15 protein-coding genes and 1 tRNA gene are annotated in these 17,444 nt (G+C 72.6%); 7 read left to right on the forward strand and 9 right to left on the reverse strand.

All coding sequences use genetic code 11. The features are described from left to right. Positions 1–5 precede the first annotated feature (5 nt). The 6 genes from ACZ4TO_RS14635 to ACZ4TO_RS14660 all read left to right on the forward strand — a co-directional run bounded on the left by ACZ4TO_RS14635 (position 6) and on the right by ACZ4TO_RS14660 (position 4,812). The gene (locus ACZ4TO_RS14635; RefSeq protein WP_382790179.1) at positions 6–653 is read left to right on the forward strand and encodes an ABC transporter permease; all 648 of its coding nucleotides are present in this window, start codon (positions 6–8) and stop codon (positions 651–653) included. After that, the gene (locus ACZ4TO_RS14640; RefSeq protein WP_468024305.1) at positions 646–1,989 is read left to right on the forward strand and encodes a betaine/proline/choline family ABC transporter ATP-binding protein; all 1,344 of its coding nucleotides are present in this window, start codon (positions 646–648) and stop codon (positions 1,987–1,989) included. Before ACZ4TO_RS14635 ends, ACZ4TO_RS14640 begins: the two co-directional genes overlap by 8 nt. A gap of 50 nt (positions 1,990–2,039) precedes the next feature. After that, the gene (locus ACZ4TO_RS14645) at positions 2,040–2,852 is read left to right on the forward strand and encodes an ABC transporter permease (RefSeq protein WP_382790473.1); all 813 of its coding nucleotides are present in this window, start codon (positions 2,040–2,042) and stop codon (positions 2,850–2,852) included. Next, positions 2,849–3,817 (forward strand): glycine betaine ABC transporter substrate-binding protein, encoded by a 969-nt coding sequence (locus ACZ4TO_RS14650; RefSeq protein ID WP_382790185.1) that lies wholly within the window; start codon positions 2,849–2,851, stop codon positions 3,815–3,817. Before ACZ4TO_RS14645 ends, ACZ4TO_RS14650 begins: the two co-directional genes overlap by 4 nt. 111 nt (positions 3,818–3,928) lie before the next feature. Further along, a complete protein-coding gene (locus ACZ4TO_RS14655; RefSeq protein ID WP_382790188.1) occupies positions 3,929–4,564 on the forward strand; it encodes an ArsR/SmtB family transcription factor in 636 nt (211 codons plus the stop codon). Positions 4,565–4,620: 56 nt separating this feature from the next. Then, positions 4,621–4,812 carry a hypothetical protein gene (locus ACZ4TO_RS14660; RefSeq protein ID WP_382790191.1) on the forward strand — a complete coding sequence of 64 codons (192 nt, stop codon included), beginning with the start codon at positions 4,621–4,623 and terminating at the stop codon, positions 4,810–4,812. Between the two features lie 103 nt (positions 4,813–4,915). Here the strand turns inward: ACZ4TO_RS14660 and ACZ4TO_RS14665 are convergent, their stop codons facing one another. From ACZ4TO_RS14665 to ACZ4TO_RS14680, 4 genes are all read right to left on the reverse strand, one after another. Then, positions 4,916–5,704, reverse strand: coding sequence for a YlbL family protein (locus tag ACZ4TO_RS14665; protein WP_382790194.1), 789 nt, complete (start codon positions 5,702–5,704; stop codon positions 4,916–4,918). A gap of 138 nt (positions 5,705–5,842) precedes the next feature. Further along, positions 5,843–6,484, reverse strand: coding sequence for an IclR family transcriptional regulator (locus ACZ4TO_RS14670; protein WP_361681466.1), 642 nt, complete (start codon positions 6,482–6,484; stop codon positions 5,843–5,845). A 473-nt stretch (positions 6,485–6,957) separates the two neighbouring features. Next, entirely contained in the window at positions 6,958–8,760 is a 1,803-nt protein-coding gene (locus ACZ4TO_RS14675) for a DEAD/DEAH box helicase (protein WP_382790199.1), read from the reverse strand. Positions 8,761–9,040: 280 nt separating this feature from the next. Further along, entirely contained in the window at positions 9,041–10,501 is a 1,461-nt protein-coding gene (locus ACZ4TO_RS14680; RefSeq protein ID WP_382790201.1) for an MFS transporter, read from the reverse strand. Positions 10,502–10,750: 249 nt separating this feature from the next. On the opposite strand from ACZ4TO_RS14680, the gene ACZ4TO_RS14685 reads away from it, so the two are divergent. Further along, a tRNA-Cys gene (locus ACZ4TO_RS14685) sits at positions 10,751–10,822 on the forward strand. 162 nt (positions 10,823–10,984) lie between these two features. Here ACZ4TO_RS14685 and ACZ4TO_RS14690 read toward each other — a convergent pair. From ACZ4TO_RS14690 to ACZ4TO_RS14710, 5 genes are all read right to left on the reverse strand, one after another. After that, on the reverse strand, positions 10,985–12,151 hold the full coding sequence (locus ACZ4TO_RS14690; protein ID WP_382790204.1) for an SUKH-4 family immunity protein: 1,167 nt from the start codon (positions 12,149–12,151) through the stop codon (positions 10,985–10,987). Positions 12,152–12,457: 306 nt separating this feature from the next. Continuing rightward, entirely contained in the window at positions 12,458–12,640 is a 183-nt protein-coding gene (locus ACZ4TO_RS14695) for a hypothetical protein (RefSeq protein WP_382790207.1), read from the reverse strand. Continuing rightward, the gene (locus tag ACZ4TO_RS14700) at positions 12,637–14,943 is read right to left on the reverse strand and encodes a xanthine dehydrogenase family protein molybdopterin-binding subunit (protein ID WP_468024306.1); all 2,307 of its coding nucleotides are present in this window, start codon (positions 14,941–14,943) and stop codon (positions 12,637–12,639) included. The genes ACZ4TO_RS14695 and ACZ4TO_RS14700 overlap by 4 nt, the downstream gene beginning before the upstream one ends. Continuing rightward, a complete protein-coding gene (locus ACZ4TO_RS14705) occupies positions 14,940–16,394 on the reverse strand; it encodes a (2Fe-2S)-binding protein (protein WP_468024307.1) in 1,455 nt (484 codons plus the stop codon). The genes ACZ4TO_RS14700 and ACZ4TO_RS14705 overlap by 4 nt, the downstream gene beginning before the upstream one ends. Then, positions 16,391–17,284, reverse strand: coding sequence for an FAD binding domain-containing protein (locus ACZ4TO_RS14710; RefSeq protein WP_382790216.1), 894 nt, complete (start codon positions 17,282–17,284; stop codon positions 16,391–16,393). Before ACZ4TO_RS14710 ends, ACZ4TO_RS14705 begins: the two co-directional genes overlap by 4 nt. Between the last annotated feature and the right edge of the window lie 160 nt (positions 17,285–17,444).

Consider the following 17,444-nt stretch of genomic DNA (forward strand, 5'->3'; position numbering starts at 1 on the left):
CCGGGGTGACCTTCTGGCAGTACCTGAGCAGCCGCCACGAACAGCTCCTCACCGACGCCTACCAACACGCCAGCGCGGTCTTCCAGTGCATGGTCGTGGCGACCGTCATCGGCGTGCTGATCGGTGTCGTCACCTATCGCAGCGACTGGGCGGGCAACCTCGCCACCACGACGACCTCCGCGATCCTCACGATCCCCTCGCTGGCGATGATCGGTCTGCTGATCCCGATCGTGGGCCTGGGCGTCCCGCCGACGGTGATCGCCCTGACGCTGTACGGGCTGCTGCCGATCGTGCGCAACTCGATCGTCGGTCTGCGCGGCGTCGATCCCTCCCTGGTGGACGCGGCCCGGGGTATCGGCATGTCGCGGACGACCCGCCTGATGCGGGTCGAACTGCCGCTGGCCTGGCCGCCGATCCTGACCGGCATCCGGATCTCCACCCAGATGCTGATGGGCATCGCGGCCATCGCCGCCTACGCCTCCGGGCCCGGCCTCGGCAACGAGATCTTCCGCGGCATCAGCTCGCTGGGCAGCAAGAACGCGCTCAACCAGGTACTCGCGGGCACGGTCGGGATCATCATCCTGGCGCTGCTCTTCGACGCGGCCTACGTCCTGCTGGGCCGGCTGACCATTCCGAGGGGGATCCGTGCCTGAGACAGCGGAGACCGCCGAAGGCCCCGCGGACGCCGAGGGTCCCACCGGTGCGACGGGCGGCGCGCGCGACGGGAGCGGCGCGGGCGGGGACGGCGGGGGCACGTCGTCCACCACGGGTGCCACGATCGAGCTGGAGAACCTCACCAAGCGCTACCCGGGCAGCAGGGACGCGGCCGTCGACAGCGTCAACATGGAGATCAAGGCGGGTGAGCTCGTCGTCTTCGTCGGCCCGTCCGGCTGCGGCAAGTCGACCACCCTGAAGATGATCAACCGGCTGATCGAGCCGAGCGGCGGCCGCATCCGGATCGGCGGCGAGGACGTCACCGACATGGACCCGGTGAAGCTGCGCCGCAAGGTCGGGTACGCGATCCAGTCGTCCGGGCTCTTCCCGCACATGACGGTCGCCCAGAACATCGCGCTCGTACCGAGGATGGTGGGCTGGCCGAAGGCGCGGATCAAGGCGCGGGTCGAGGAGATGCTGGACCTGGTGGGGCTGGACCCCGGCGAGTTCCAGGGCCGCTATCCGCGCCAGCTCTCCGGCGGCCAGCAGCAGCGCGTCGGTGTGGCGCGGGCCCTGGCGGCCGACCCGCCCGTCCTGCTCATGGACGAGCCGTTCGGGGCGGTGGACCCCATCACCCGCGACCACCTCCAGGACGAGCTGATCCGGCTCCAGTACGAGCTGCACAAGACGATCGTGTTCGTGACGCACGACTTCGACGAGGCCATCAAGCTGGGCGACCGGATCGCGGTGCTGCGCGAGCACTCGCACATCGCGCAGTTCGACACCCCCGAGGCGATCCTCACCAACCCGGCCGACGACTTCGTGTCGGGGTTCGTGGGCGCGGGCGCCGCGTTGAAGCGGCTCAATCTCAGCCGCGTACGGGATGTCGAGATCAGCGGCTGTCCGACGGTCACCGTGGACGATCCGCTCCAGGAGATCTTCGGCAAGCTGCGCTCCAGCGGTACGAACGAGATCCTGCTGCTCGACAAGCGGGGCCGCCCCTACAAGTGGCTGCGGCGCGGCGATCTGATGCGGGCCAAGGGCTCGCTCGCGCGGGCGGGCACGCTGATCCACGACACGGTGACCAGGGACGCCACCCTGCGCGACGCCCTGGAGGCGGTGCTCACGGACAACTCCGGCCGGGTCCCGGTGACCGGGCGGCGCGGCGAGTACACCGGGGTGGTCGACATGGAGACCCTGATGAACTCCGTGCACGAACTCCTGGAGGCCGACCGGCTGGAGGCCATGGAGCACCAGCACGAGCTGGAGGAGGCGCGCGCCCATCAGACCCAGTTCGAGCAGGAGGGTGTCGACGGCGGGGAGGCGAAGGCGTGAGCACACCGCCCACCGATCGGCGTCCCGAGGGCGAACACGAGGTCAAGGGCGTGGCCTTCCGCGACGACAGCGAGGGCGAGGGCACGGAGCGGGAGGTGCCACCACCGGCACCCACGGCCCCGAGGCGGCGGATCAGCTGGCAGAAGCTGACCTTCCTGCCCGCGGTGCTGATCGCCCTGCTGCTGGGCACCTGGATCTGGTTCCAGCAGGCGGACCTCGACGCGATCTCCCGGAACGCGCTGTCGAACGGCCAGGTGTCCAAAGCCCTCTGGCAGCACATCCAATTGACGGTGATCTCCACGTTCTTCGTGCTGATCATCGCGATCCCGCTGGGGATCCTGCTGACGCGCAAGGCGTTCCGCAAGCTGACCCCGGTCGCGATGACGGTCGCCAACATGGGGCAGGCGACCCCGGCGATCGGTCTGCTGGCCCTCCTCGTGATCTGGCTCGGCACCGGCGAGAAGTCCGCCCTGATCGGCATCACGATCTACGCGATCCTGCCCGTCCTGTCCAACACGATCACCGGTCTGAAGGGCAACGACCCGACCCTGCTGGAGGCGGCGCGCGGCATCGGCATGTCTCCGCCGGGGGTGCTCACCCGGGTCGAACTGCCGCTGGCCGTACCGCTGATCCTCGCCGGCGTCCGTACGGCGCTGGTCCTGAACGTGGGCACAGCGACGCTGGCCACGTTCGGCGGCGGCGGTGGTCTCGGTGTCCTGATCACCACGGGCATCACCACCCAGCGCATGCCGGTCCTGGTCCTGGGCGCCATCCTCACCGTCGCCCTCGCCCTCCTCGTCGACTGGCTGGCGTCGCTGGCGGAACTGCTGCTGCGGCCGCGCGGTCTCGAGGTGGGGGCATGAGGAGAGCGCGCGCCCACGCGGCCCTGGCCACCGTCCTCGTCCTGGCGTCCGCGTGCGGGCTGACCAGCGGCTCCCCCATGACCGACAACGTCCAGCCGGGGACCATCGGACGGGGCGAGCCGCTGAAGGGCGCGACCCTCACGGTGGCGTCGAAGGAGTTCACGGAGCAGTTGATCCTCGGCGCGATCATGGGCATCGCGTTCCAGGCGGCGGGCGCGAAGGTGATCGACCGCACGGGCATCCAGGGCTCGATCGGCGCGCGCGAGGCCATCAAGAACGGTGACGCGGACGCCATGTACGAGTACACGGGCACCGCGTGGATCACGTATCTCGGCAACAGCGAGCCGATCCCGGACCCGCAGAAGCAGTGGCAGGCCGTGCACGACGCCGACCCGAAGAACGGGGTCACGTGGCTGCCGCCGTCCGCCCTCAACAACACCTACGCGCTCGCCATGAATCAGGCCAACTTCAAGAAGTACGGCACGACCACGCTGTCCGACGTGGCGGCGCTGTCGAAATCCGACCCGAGCGCTGTCACGCTGTGCGTGGAGAGCGAGTTCGCCAACCGGGCCGACGGACTGCCGGGCATGGAGAAGGCGTACGGGATGCACATCCCCGCGAAGAACATCACCCAGATGGACACCGGGATCATCTACACCCAGGTGGAGAAGGGGAGTTGTACGTACGGGGAGGTGTTCACCACCGACGGGCGCATCAAGTCGATGAACCTGGTGGTGATGAAGGACGACAAGAAGTTCTTCCCCAACTACAACGCCGCTCCCGTGATCAACACCAAGGCCCTGAAGAAGTATCCGCAGATCGCCGAGGTCATCGAGCCGGTGACGAAGAGGCTGAACAACACGGTGGCCCAGGACCTGAACGCGAAGGTGGACGTCCAGGGCCAGGACCCGCACGAGGTGGCGCTGGACTGGATGACGTCGGAGGGATTCGTGAAGCAGGACTGAACAGGCTTACGGGGCCGACGACTTCGGGGATTCGGTCGGCGGGCGGGACCCGGCGGCAAAGTTACAAAGAACCCGTTGCAAGGACTTCTTTGCAACGCTATCTTTGTACACATGACGGAGCAGCCACCGCTTCCCCCGGAAGCACCCCTCCCCCCGCAGCCACCCCTGCCGCCCGAACCCCCGCAGCACCGCCGCCTTGACGCCCGCTCCCTGCGCGGGATCGCCCACCCCCTGCGCATGGAACTGCTGAGCAGCCTGCGCCAGAAGGGGCCGGCCACCGCGTCGATGCTCGCCGAGCGGCTGGGCGAGTCCAGCGGGGCCACCAGCTACCACCTGCGACAGCTCGCCGCGCACGGCTTCGTCGAGGACGCCCCCGAGCGGGGCAAGGGGCGCGAGCGGTGGTGGCAGGCGGTCCACCAGGGCCTGGACTTCGGCGAGGACCTGCTCAGCGACCCGGACCCGGCGGTGCGCGGAGCGGCCGACATGTTCCTGCACGAGGTCGCGAGCACGCACGCCCGTGAGCTGTCGACCTGGCTCGGCACCCGCGAGGACTGGGGGGACGAGTGGACCCCCGCCACGGACATGAGCGACTTCACGATGCGGCTGACCCCGGCGCAGTCCAAGGAGCTCATCAAGAAGATGCACGACCTGCTCGACAGCTACTGCGCCCTCGAACGACCCGAGGACGACCCCGAGGCGGAGCAGGTGCGCTTCCACACGCACGTCTTCCCTCAGGCCTCCGGCTGATCCACCCGGTCGGACACCGCGCACGACTCGATCACACCGACAGAGAGGACACTGCCATGCATCCCGAGACCCACCTCCAGTTGCAGCACGTGCGCGCCGCCGACCTGCGTGCCGAGGCGGACGCCTACCGGCTCACGACCGAGGCGAAGAACCCCGGCCGGCTGCGCGCCCGCGTCGGCTGGACGCTCGTGGAGGTCGGCCTGCGGCTGGCCTCCGCGCCGAAGGCGACCGTCGCCGTCGCCTGCTGACGGACCGCGCGCCGGGCCGGGACCGCGCGCCGGTCACCGTCGGGAGGCCGTCACGCCGGGCGGCGGTCACCGTCGAGAGGCGGTCACCGTCGGAAGGCTGTTCCTAGCAGCTCGGGACCGAGCCCTTGTTCTTCTCCAGGGCCACCAGGGAGTTCACCGCTCCGTCGAGGTCGGTCACCGGGATCAGCCGGAGCCCCTTCGGCAGCTCCGCCTTCGCGTCCGAGCACTCCGCCTTCGGAACCAGGAACACGGTCGCGCCGTCGCGGCGGGCCGCCTGGGTCTTGAGACTGACACCGCCGACCGCGCCGACCTTCCCGTCGGCGTCGATCGTCCCCGTACCCGCGACGACCCGGCCGCCCGTGAGGTCGCCGCCGCTGCCGTCGCCGTCCAGCTTGTCGATGATCCCGAGCGAGAAGAGCAGACCCGCGCTCGGTCCGCCGACATCGGCGAGCTTGAGCGTGACCTTCACATCGCCCTTCTCGTGCAGGTAGCCCAGGGCCGCCTCGGTGGCGCTGTCCTGGGACTCCTTCATCTCGTTCGCGTTGTGCTGCTCGATCTCCTTGACGCTGCCGCCGCTCGGGTAGACCGAGTCGCGGGGCATCACGGCCTTGTCCGTGGCGAACCAGGCGCTGAGCACGTCGCCCAGGGAGACACTCGCGTCCGGGCCGGTGGCCTCGATCGTGGTCATCCGGAGCTGGCCGCTGGTCCTGCGGGTGGGCGCCCCGCTGATGGTGATCACCGGTTCGCCCTTGTTCTCGCCGAGGACGTTCGCCGTCAGACCGGGCTGCGCCAGGGAGAACGGCAGCGGCGCGAACACCGCCGTGGCGAGCAGGGCCACGACGGGAAGGGCGCAGACGGCGACGGCCTGGGGGCGCGTGAGGCGAGAGAGCACGGGGTCAATCTAACGTCACCACCCGGCACGCCGACCGCACAGGTCCCACGGTCCCGATCCCCCCGTACGGTCCCGATCCCCCGTACCCGCCCGCCGGTCCGCGCACGGGCCACGGTCCCTGCGGATCCCCCGGCGCGGTCAGCGCAGGGCGTCGGCCACCTCTCGGGCCGCGTCGACCACGCGCGGGCCGACCCGCTCCGGCACGGCGTCGGCCAGCATGACCACGCCCACACTGCCCTCGACCCCCGTCACCCCGATCAGCGGCGCCGCGGCCCCGCACGCGCCGGCCTCGAGCTCGCCGTGGGTGAGCGTGTAACCGGGCTCGCCCACCGGCGCCTGCCGGGCGGAGAGGATCGCGCGACCCGCGGCCCCCCGGTCCAGCGCGTGCCGGAAACCGGCGCGGTAGGCGACGTGATAGTCCGTCCAGGTCGGCTCGACGACCGCGACGGCGAGCGCCTCCGTCCCGTCGACCAGGGTCAGATGCGCCGTCGCGCCTATGTCCTCGGCCAGCGCCCGCAGCGCGGGCAGCGCGGCCTCCCGGACCAGCGGATGCACCTGGCGGCCCAGCCGCAGCACACCGAGTCCGACCCGGGCACGGCCGCCCAGATCACGGCGTACGAGTGCGTGCTGCTCCAGAGTGGCCAGCAACCGGTACACCACGGTCCGGTTGACGCCCAGTTTGTTCGAGAGCTCGGTGACGGTCAGCCCGTGATCCGTGTCGGCGAGCAGCTTGAGGACCCGCAGTCCCCGGTCGAGCGTCTGGGAGGTCTCCGCGGTCACGACGCCCACTCCTTAGTGGTGAGGTCGACGGCCCTCGTACGGCGGATGCGGCACCGAGTCCCGTCGGCGACGCGCTTCAGAGGCCGCCGGTCGGCCGGCGTCCCGGGCTGTTCCCGGGCCGCTGTCGCTTCACGGCTGCGCTCCGCGGCGGCGCTGCCACGGGGCGTGTGCGTAGCCGGACAGTAGCGAGCCGGTCCGCTGAGCGGAAGCCTCCGTCCAGAATCCGGGCATCCTCCGGTGCGAAGTGATTCCGTTTGTCCCGGAACGCGGGGCGCGCGCCACGCGGCGTGCACCGCTCGCGTACGCAGCGCACAGGCCGCCGTGCACGCCTCGCCCGACAGCACACGCCCCCTCGGTACCACCGCGGCAGCAGGTGTCACGGGTTCCGGTTACCGCCGTGTCCGGAGGTAACCGGTTCCCCATGTCCCCCCGGTCAGGGACGCCCCGGGCGTCACGCCGGTTCCCGGGGGACGTCACCGCATGCGGGTGGCCCACTCCTGGACCTTGGCGATGCGCTGCCGGAGCTGTCCGGCCGTCGCCTCCGCGCTCGGCGGACCGCCGCAGACGCGGCGCAGCTCGGTGTGGATCACGCCGTGCGGCTTGCCGCTCTGGTGGACGTACGCGCCGACCATGGTGTTGAGCTGCTTGCGCAGTTCCAGCATCTCCTTGTGGGAGACGACGGGGCGCCGCTCTGCGGGGATCTCCAGGAGGTCGGCCTCGGAGTCCGGCTTCTTGCGGCTGTGCGCGATCTGCCGGGCCTGCCGCTTCTGGAGCAGCAGTTGGACCTGGTCGGGTTCGAGGAGCCCGGGGATGCCGAGGTAGTCCTGCTCCTCCGCGCTGCCCGGGTGGGCCTGCATGCCGAACTCGGCGCCGTCGTAGAGGACCCGGTCGAAGACGGCCTCGGACTCCAGCGCCTCGAAGGAGAACTGCTCCTGCTCGCCGGTGTCCTCGTCCTGCTCCTTGTTCGCCTCCTCCATCTCCTTCTCGGACTCGGCGTACGGGTCCTCCTCGCCCTCCTTCTTCGGCTTGTCGAGGGCGTGGTCGCGCTCGACCTCCATCTCGTTGGCGAAGGTGAGGAGGTCGGGGACCGTCGGCAGGAACACGGACGCCGTCTCGCCGCGCCTGCGGGACCGTACGAAACGGCCGACGGCCTGGGCGAAGAAGAGGGGGGTCGAGATGGTGGTGGCGTACACGCCGACGGCCAGGCGGGGCACGTCGACGCCCTCGGACACCATGCGGACCGCGACCATCCACCGGTCGTCGCTCGCCGAGAAGTCGTCGATCCGCTTCGAGGCGCCGGTGTCGTCGGAGAGGACGAGGGTCGCCTTGGTGCCGGTGATCTCGCGGATCAGCTTGGCGTAGGCGCGCGCGGACTCCTGGTCCGAGGCGATGACGAGCGCCCCGGCGTCCGGGATGCCCTTGCGCACCTCGGTGAGGCGCTGGTCGGCGGCGCGCAGCACGCTCGGCATCCACTCGCCGCGCGGGTCGAGCGCGGTGCGCCAGGCCTGGCTGATGGCGTCCTTGGTCATCGGCTCGCCGAGCCGCGCGGCGATCTCGTCGCCCGCCTTGGTGCGCCAGCGCATGTTGCCGCTGTAGGAGAGGAAGATGACGGGCCGCACGACGTGGTCGGCCAGCGCGTTGCCGTAGCCGTAGGTGTAGTCGGCCGAGGACCGCCGGATCCCGTCGTTGCCCTCCTCGTACGTGACGAAGGGGATGGGGTTGGTGTCGGAGCGGAAGGGCGTACCCGTGAGGGCGAGCCGGCGGGTGGCGGGCTCGAACGCCTCCAGGCAGGCCTCGCCCCAGGACTTGCTGTCACCGGCGTGGTGGATCTCGTCGAGGATGACGAGGGTCTTGCGCTGCTCGGAGCGGTTGCGGTGGAGCATCGGCCGCACCCCGACACCGGCGTACGTGACGGCGACGCCCTGGTACTCCTTGCTGAGGGGTCCGGCGCTGTACTCGGGATCGAGCTTGATCCCTATCCGCGCGGCCGCCTCGGCCCACTGCTTCTTCAGGTGCTCGGTCGGCGCGACGACCGTCACCTGCTGCACCACGTGGTGGTGCAGCAGCCAGGACGCGAGCGTCAGCGCGAACGTCGTCTTGCCTGCACCGGGGGTGGCCACGGCGAGGAAGTCGCGCGGCTGCTCCTGGATGTACCGCTCCATCGCCCCCTGCTGCCAGGCACGCAGCTTGTTGGCTGTGCCCCAGGGGGCTCGTCCGGGGAAGGCGGGCGAGAGGTGGTGGGTGTGCGAGGAGGCGCTGGCGGCGGTGGTAGTCACGGTCTCCGGTCTGGGTGTCGATTGGGAGCGTCCGGGTCCGGGCGCGGCACGTCGGATGAGGCGTGACGGGAGGCGCGCGGACGGCTCGGCTACGTATGACAACCGGGCCACCCTACCGGCGCCCGCCGCGCGACGAGGTGCGGACGAGGCCGGGGCGGCGGTGGATGGGACTGACGTCACAGATCACCCGCCCGCACCACCGGCACCCCGGGCGGCCCTCCGCACCCGTCGCCGCGCGGGCCGTCTCCGCCGGTCCCCTCGGCCCGCCTTCGCCGTCCGGTCAGCCCGCTTTCGCCGGTTCCCGCAGGCGTGTGGTCACCCAGGCGCCCAGCAGCGCCACCCCGGCCATGGGCAGGAACACTGCGGCGAAGGCGGCCGGGTGGGAGGTGTGGGCGCCGGAGGTCGCGGCCGTGGCCGTGCCGGCGACCGCGCCGCCGCCCAGGGCCGCGAAGGCGGCTCCCCCGAGGGCGAGCAGCAGCACGTTGGACAGGGCGTCGGAGATCTGCAGGGCGGCCGAGTGGGCGCCGGCCTCCTCGGGGGCCGAGAGGTGGAGCAGCAGCACGCTGGTCGAGGCGATCACCAGGCCCATCCCGAAGCAGCCGAACGCCCAGGCGACGGCGACGGTCCACACCGGCACGGCGGGGATCAGCACGGCGGGCGCGGCGGCGACGGCCGCGGCGACCAGCAGCATGCCGAGGAACATCAGACGTTCCCGGTACGGCTCCACGCGGGGCCTCGCCTGTACCCAGGAGCCCAGCGCCCAGGTCCCGCCGCCGGCCGCGAGCGAGAGTCCGGCGAGCGTCGGCGACAGCCCCCGCTGGGTGACCAGCATCAGCGGCACGAAGGACTCGGCGGCGATGAAGGCGCCCGCGGACACTCCGCGCAGCAGCACCACGGACGGCAGTCCGCGGGCCGCCCGCCAGGTGCCGCGGGGCAGCAGGCCGCGCACGGCGGGGACGATCAGTGCGGCACCGGCCGCGGCGGGGAGCAGGGAGAGCGGGCGCAGATCCTGGGCGGCGTACTGGAACAGCCCGGCGCCCAGCGCGATCCCGAACGCGAGCCGGATGCGCCGCCGGTCCAGCGGCGCGCGGTCGGCGGTTCCGGCGGGCCCGGAGGCGCGCCGCCGTATCTGCGGCAGCGCGAGCGCGAGCGGGACGCCGACCAGCGCCGGAATCCCGATGAACACCCAGCGCCAGCCGAGGTGCTCGGTGACCGCGCCCGCGGCGAGCGGTCCGACCACGGAGGGCACCACCCAGGCCGCCGCGAACGCCGCCATGATCGCGGGCCGCAGCCGTTGCGGGTAGGCCCGCCCGACGACGACGTACAGGGCGACGATGACGAGCCCGCCGCCGAGTCCCTGGACGGCCCGTCCGAGGATGAACATCCACATCCCGCCGGCGGTCCCGGAGAGCAGCAGTCCCGCGGCGAAGGCGCCGATGCCCGAGGCCAGCGAGGCCAGCGGCCCGTCGCGGTCGGACCACTGGCCGGCGAGCACCATGCCGAACAGGCTCGTGGTGAAGTAGGCGGAGAACGCGAACGCGTACAGGGCGACCCCGTCGAGTTCCCGCGCGGCCACGGGCATCGCCGTCCCCACGGCCGTCGCCTCGAACGCGATCACCAGGACCACGGAGACGATCCCGATGGTGAGCGCCCGGTGGGCCCGGCCGAGCACTCCGCGGTCGTCCTCGCCCTCGCCCCCGGACGGAATCGTCGCGGACCCGCTCACTTCCACTGCTGTCATGCCGGTCAGCGTAAGGTGCGCAGCTTTGGGTGACTCCTGTCGGTGGTCGGTGATCAGGCAGGTCTTTGGACCTAGGACCACTCCCCCGGGCCGTGACGCGACCCCGTTCCCGGCGGGCCGCCCGCCGTTCGTGAACGGCGTGTGGCAGTCGCGTTGCAGCCGCCCCGGAACCCTTGAGCGCCCTCGGGCACCCCGCCTACGGTCTTCCCATCAGGTTCGGAACGAGTGAGCCGTGCCGCACCTGAGAACGACCGTGTGCCCGAGTGGTTCAGGGGCTCGACTGCAACTCGAGTTACGTGGGTTCGAATCCCGCCACGGTCTCCGCGCGGAGGTCGGCCGTCCCGTTCAGGGGCGGCCGTTCTGCTTTGGACAGCCACACTCCTTCGAGGCGGCCGTTCTCCTTCGAGGCGGCACGGTCCCTCCGGGCGGTCGGGACCGCACGGGTCTCCGAGGCCACCGCGGTCGCTGCGGCCGCCGGAGCCGTCAGGCGTACAGCATGCCGGCCGAGCGGTCCTCGAACATCTCCGGCCAGCGGCGGCGGCCGTCGTCGCCGGGGAGGGCCGGGGTCCGGTCGCAGGCGCCGGGATCGACGGTGGCGAGGGTCTCGGTCAGGGTGGCGGCGAGCTGTTCGTAGGAGTCGCTCAGGTGGTGGACCGCGTCCACCGTCTTCTCGCGGTGGAGGAGCCACAGGGTGAACGCCAGCGTGGAGATGTCCGCGTTGAGCGGGCGCAGGGTGAGGTCCGGCTCGCTCCAGGCGAGCACCGCGCCCGTGGTGCCGTCCAGCACCAGGCTCGTGTCCTCCAGGAGGTGGCCCAGGCGTATGAGGCTCCCGGCCGCGACCGGGAGCAGGGCGGCGGAGAACGCGTCCGGGCCCTCGTCCGCGTAGTACTCGCTGAGGGCCGCCAGGGGCATCTCGGTGTCGAGCTGGAACAGGAAGCCGTCCTCGGGCAGGCCCGACTCCCGCAGGAAGCGGCGGGTCGGCTCGTGCGTCAGGGCGGGCGGGAAGTCGACGTCCTCGAAGCGCATGATCCCGCCCGCGCCGAACTCCTCGTCCAGCAGCCGCTTCGGCAGGCCGAGGACGAGTCCGTCGCCGGGTCCGGCGATCCGGGCGAGCGGGCGGATCAGGGCGGCCATCCGCCAGTACGGCGGGACGTCCTCACCGGTGGCGTCCGCGAAGACGGCGCTCAGCCGGTCCGACACCTGCGCGACCGCCTTCGGGCCGAACGGGCCGGAACGGCCCCGCGACAGGGTCAGTTCCTCGGTGGCCGCCGCGAAGCGCAGCAGGGCGTCCAGGGAGGGCGCCAGGGGCGCGAGATCCAGGTGGGCGGGGTTCGGCCGGACGTACGCCGAGGACACCGCGCCCGTCGTCCCGTCGAGCAGGATCGACTCCAGGTCCCGGTCGAGGCTGCGCAGCGCTCCGACGACGAGCTGGTCGCGCAGTTCCTCCGCGAGTTTGTCGGCGTCGCCCGCGAGGTCCGCGACCGTGCGCAGGCCGTGCTCGCGAAGGGCGCCGAACGCGAGCAGCGCGTCGTCCCGCGGCAGTCCGGGGCCGGTGAGCCGGTCCCGGGTGGCCGCGTGCGTGACGAACGGATCCAGCTCGTCCTCGGACAGTGTGATCGTGCCGCCGACCTCGATGTCAGTCGTACTCATGGCTCCCCCGCGCATGTGAACGCTCCGTGCTTCCCCCGAGGGGAACGGCCGTTCGTGCCACGGCAGTTCCCCCACGAGCCAGAACGATACGCCGCCCCACTGACAACGCCAGGGACGCGCCGGGACGGACCGAAGCCGGTCGGGAAAACGTCGACGGGACGCCACGACGGACGGCTTGAGAAGCCGTGGCCGCAGGACGAAGCCCGTGGGCGCAGGATGAATCCTTGGCCGCAGATGAAGCCGTGGGCACGGGGTGAAGCCGTGGGCACGGGGTGAAGCCGTGGCCGCGGGGTGAAGCCCTGGGCGTCAGGTGAAGTAGACGCCGCCGAGGACGACGGCCAGGGCCGCCAGTACGAACAGCAGCACCCAGAGCAGCAGTTTGCCCACGCCGGGCGCGGGTTCATAGCGCGGCCCGGCGTCGGCGCCGGGGAGCGGCGGGGCGGAGCCGTCCGGCGAGGGCTCGCCGGACGCGTGCTCCCGCTCGGTCACGAGGCCGTCACCACGGCCGCCTGCGGGCGGATCGGCAGCCGGTTGACCGGCCGCCCGGTGGCCGCGCGGACGGCGGAGGCGATGGCCGCGGGCGAGGTCACGACCGGCACCGCGCTGGCCGCCTTGGCACCGAAGGGGGCGACGACGTCGCGCTCCTCCACGAGCTTGACGATGCGGATGTCGGGCGCGTCCAGGGCGGTCGGCAGGGCGTAGCCGGTGAGGTCGGGGTGGCGGACCAGACCGCGGTTGGTCCGGAGGTTCTCGGTCAGCGCCGCGCCCACGCCCTGGGTGACGCCGGCTTCGATGCGGGCCTTGAGCTGCGCCGGGTTGAGGATCCGGCCGACGTCCTGGGCGAGCGCCAGCTCCACGACCCGTACCGAGCCGAGCTCGATGTCGACGTCGACCACCGCGCGGACGGCGCAGAACGCGAGGCCCACGAAGGCGTCGCCCTGGCCGTTCTCGTCCAGCGGTTCGGTCGGGTGCGGGCGGCACTGCGCGGTCGCCCACAGCTCCTTGCCGTCCATCGCCTCGGTGACCGTGGTCGACAGCACCCCGTCGTACGAGGTGATCTTGCCGTCGGTGATCTGGAGCAGCTCGGTGGACATGCCGAACTTGTGCGCCAGGGGCTGCAGCAACTGCGTGCGGACCATCTTGGCCGCGCGCTCCACCGCTCCGCCGGACACCCAGGTGTGCCGGCCGCGGGAGCTCGGGCCGGCCGGGGGCTGGTCGGTGTCGACGGGAGCCACGTGCACCTCGTCGATGCCGAGGGTCTCCTGGACGATCTGGCGGGCCAGCGTGGTGAAGCCCTGGCCGGTCTCCACGGCCGCGCAGAGCACGGTGGCCACGCCGTCGTGGACCTTGACGGTGGCGGTCGAGACCTCGTCGGCGCCCTCGGCGCCGAGCATGTGCACCATGCCCAGTCCGTAGCCGACACCGCGGCGTACGGCACCGGGTTCGCCCGCGCCCTCGGGGCCGCCGGGCAGCAGCCACTCGTCCTCGGGCGTGTCCTTGGGCAGGGCGGGCAGCGGGTAGTCGCGTACGGCCTGGAGGAGCTCGGCGACGGGCGCGGGGCAGGTCACCGTCTGGCCGGTGGGCAGGACGTCGCCGGTGGCCAGGACGTTGCGCAGGCGCAGTTCGGCGGGGTCGACGCCGAGCTTCTTCGCCAGCTTGTCCATCTGGGCCTCGTAGGCGGCGCACACCTGGAGGGCGCCCTCGCCGCGGACGTGGCCCGAGGGCGGGTTGTTGGTGCGGACGGCCCAGCCCTCGATGAAGGCGTTCGGGACGACGTACGGGCCACAGGCGAAGGAGACGGCGGCGGCCAGCGACTCGCCGGAGGTGTCGGCGTAGGCGCCCGCGTCGAGCAGGATCTGCGCCTCGACCTTGACGAGGTTGCCCTCGGCGTCGGCGTGGTGGCGGTAGCGCAGCAGGGTCGGGTGACGGTGGGCGTGGCCGAGGAAGGACTCCTCGCGCGTGGCGGTGAGTTTCACCGGGCAGCCGGTCGCCAGGGCGAGGAGGCCGAGGGCGAGCTGGAAGCCCTGGTCCTCGCGGTCGGCGGTGGCCCCGGGGACACCGGTGACGACGACCTTCACGCGCGCGGGTTCGAGGCCGTAGCAGGCGGCGGCCGCGTCGCGGTCGCTGTGCGGGTCGGTGGAGGCGATGTAGAGCTCGACGCCGCCGTCGGGGCGGGGCACGGCGAGTCCGGCCTCGGCGCCGATGGGGGCGGGGTCCTGGCGGCCGATGCGGTACAGGCCCTCGACGACGACCTCGCCGACCGCGTCCGGGTCGCCGTGGCTCAGCGGGATGTGCCGGATCAGGTTGCCGTCGGGGTGCAGCGGTTCGGCCTCGAAGGCGTGCTCCGGGTCGGTGACCGGTTCGAGCACCTCGTACTCGACGATGACGGCGGCGGCGGCCATCCGGGCGGTGTCCGGGTGGTCGGCGGCGACGGCCGCGATGGGCTCGCCGTGGTGGCGTACGACGTCGGAGGCGAACACCGGGCGGTCGGCTCTGCCGCGGCCGTGGATCGGGGTGCCGGGCACGTCCTCGTGCGTGATGACCGCGCGCACGCCGGGCATCTCGCGCGCGTGGCTGGTGTCGATGGACAGGATGCGGGCGTGCGGGTGCGGCGAGCGGAGCACGGCGGCCCACAGCAGGCCCTCGGCCCACAGGTCGGCGGCGTAGGGGAACGTGCCCTCGGTCTTGGCGCGGTCGTCCGCGGCGGGCAGCGAGACGCCGAGCCCGTGCGGCACGGGCTCGGGGCCCGTCTCGGGCACCGCTGGTGTCGCGGTCGCGGCTTGGTTGGTCACGCCTGGCCTCCGTCCTGGCCGTACGGCTGGTCGTGCTGTGCCGGTACTCCGTAGGCGGCGCCGTCCTCGTAGGCGGAGGGGTGGATGCCGCCGGCGCCGGGGCCGGCCTGGTGCGGGATGCGGGCCTCGTCCGCCTCGGGGGCGGCCTCGGCCTCGGCCGCGGCGGCGGAGTGCGCCTCGCGTTCGGCGACGACCTCGCGCACGGCGTCCAGGACACCGCGGTAGCCGGAGCAGCGGCACAGGTTGCCGCACAGGGCCTGGCGGGTCTCCAGTTCGCTCGGCGCGGGGTTGCCCTCCAGCAGGTCGTGCAGGGTCATCGCCATGCCGGGGACGCAGAAGCCGCACTGCACGGCACCGCACCTGGCCAGCGCCCGCTGGACGTCGGAGGGCTGTCCGTCGGCGGCCAGGCCCTCGACGGTGCGCACCTCGCTGCCGGCGGCGGTGACGCCGGGCACCAGGCAGGAGGCGACGAGCCGGCCGTCCACCTGGACGTTGCAGGCACCGCACTCGCCCTGCGAGCAGCCGTCCTTGGCGCCCGCGAGGCCCAGCCGCTCGCGCAGCACGTAGAGCAGCGACTCGCCGACCCAGGCGTCGGTGACCGGCCGGTCGGCGCCGTTGACGCGCAGGACGTAGGAGGCCAGGGGGTGATCGTCGTGTCCGGTCGGGGCCGGGAGGTCCGCGTCCGGGGTCTCGTCGGCCGTCGCGGCGGCCTCGTGCGCCGGATCCGGCTCGGCCGCCTCGGGCGTCCCTGCGGTCACCGGACGGGGGTCGGCGGCGGGCTCGGCGGCCTCGTGAGCGGCCTGTGCGGCCTCCTGGGCGGCTCGCGCGGGCGATTCGACTCCGGGATGCCCCGCGGGTCCGGCGGGGGCCTCAGCGGCCGTTTCGTGGGCCTCGGCGGTCCAGGGCTGTCCGATCTCGCCGGCCCAGGGCGCGGCCGCGCCGCCGGGGAGCGTGGCGGGCGGGGTGCCGCCCCACTGCTCGACGAGTGCCGAGGTGGTGAACTCGCCCGATTCGTCCGGGAGGTCGCCTCCGGCCACCGGGATCGACCACTGCCCGGTCACGTCGTGCCCGGGTCCCTGCGCCTGGCCGGAGCCGTCGTCGAACTGCCACTGTCCGGTGGAACCGGGGTGGTACGTGAAGCGGTCGTCGTGGGCGCCGGCCTGCCGCGCGGTGTCGGGATCCGGCCACTGCTCGTCGCCGCCCCGACCGGCCCAGGTGCCGCCGGCGGCCGGGTCGGCGGACTCGGCGGGGGCGGGCGTCACGTCGATCTGCGGGGGCACGTAGCCGTGTCCGGGCGCGGCGAGGGGCTCCCGGCTGGCGAGCAGTGCCTCTATGCCGCCCTCGGGGAGCTTGACGAAGGCGGTGGCTCCGTCGTCGTAGTCGCCCTGGGGCAGCGGGTCCCAGCGGCTCCCGCCGCGCGAAGCGCCCTCTTCGTGCTGGTCGTCGGTCACGACAGTGCCCTTCCAAGTGCTCGTCGGGCCAGCGCGGCGACGGTGCGCCGCAGGTGCAGTACGGCGGGCGGAAGCGGTGTGAGGGTTCCGTCCTCGGCGGGGACGGGATCCGGGATGCAGGCCGCGGCCACGTACTCGCCGAACGCGCTCAGCGCCTCGGGGACGATCGCGCGGTTGTTGTCCCAGTCGATGAGCTGGGCGACCCAGGCCTCGGCGTCCAGCGGCCGCAGCGGCATCGGCGCTATGGCGCCGACGGCGCAGCGCACGCCGCGCCTGGCCGGGTCGAGGACGACGGCGACGGAGGCGATGGCGCGCCCGGGTCCGGTGCGGCCGGTGGCCTTCAGGAAGACCTGCGGCGCGTGCAGCAGCGGCACGCGGACGTAGCCGATGAGCTCTCCGCCGCGGAGCATGTCCACGCCGGCGAGCAGATGCGACACGGGGATCTCGCGCCGGGTGCCGCCCGGCCCCGCGATGATCAGCGTGGCTTCCAGTGCGGCCAGTACGGGCAGCGCGTCCCCGGTGGGGGCGGCCGTGGCGATGTTGCCGCCGAGGGTGCCGGCGTTGCGGATCTGCGGCGGTCCGGCCGCCCGCGCCGCGGCCGCGAGCGCCGGGATGAGGGCGGCGAAGTCGGGGCGGCCCATGCGGGCGTGCGTGAGGCCCGCGCCGAGCAGCGCGTGGCCGTCCTGGTACTGCCAGCCGCGGATCTCGGTGATCCGGCCGAGGCCGACGAGCGCGGCCGGCCTGAGCTGTCCGGAGTTGACCGCGGCCATGAGGTCCGTGCCGCCTGCCACCGGAACGGCCGTGGGCATGGCGGACAGCGCCGCCACCGCCTCGTCCAGCGAGACGGGCAGCGTCACGGCCTGCGCCGTCTGCGGTGCGTGCGTGGTCAAACCGGTTGCCCCTTCCCGCTGCCCCACCTGGTCCCACCTGTGCTGCCGTACGGTACGTGCTGACAGGGCGGACGTGGCAACTCTGGCACATCTTCCCGGGCCCTCGACGCGGGGGTCCGCTAGGAGGCATTCGCCCGTCTCACCAGGGAGATGGCCTGTT

This window comes from Streptomyces sp. NPDC028298, from assembly GCF_055565895.1.

Coding starts and splice junctions, on each gene's coding strand:
- ACZ4TO_RS14655 (WP_382790188.1), top strand. CDS start 3,929: ATGACGGAGCAGCCACCGCTTCCCCCGGAAGCACCCCTCCCCCCGCAG.
- ACZ4TO_RS14680 (WP_382790201.1), bottom strand. CDS start 10,501: ATGACAGCAGTGGAAGTGAGCGGGTCCGCGACGATTCCGTCCGGGGGC.
- ACZ4TO_RS14650 (WP_382790185.1), top strand. CDS start 2,849: ATGAGGAGAGCGCGCGCCCACGCGGCCCTGGCCACCGTCCTCGTCCTG.
- ACZ4TO_RS14690 (WP_382790204.1), bottom strand. CDS start 12,151: ATGAGTACGACTGACATCGAGGTCGGCGGCACGATCACACTGTCCGAG.
- ACZ4TO_RS14660 (WP_382790191.1), top strand. CDS start 4,621: ATGCATCCCGAGACCCACCTCCAGTTGCAGCACGTGCGCGCCGCCGAC.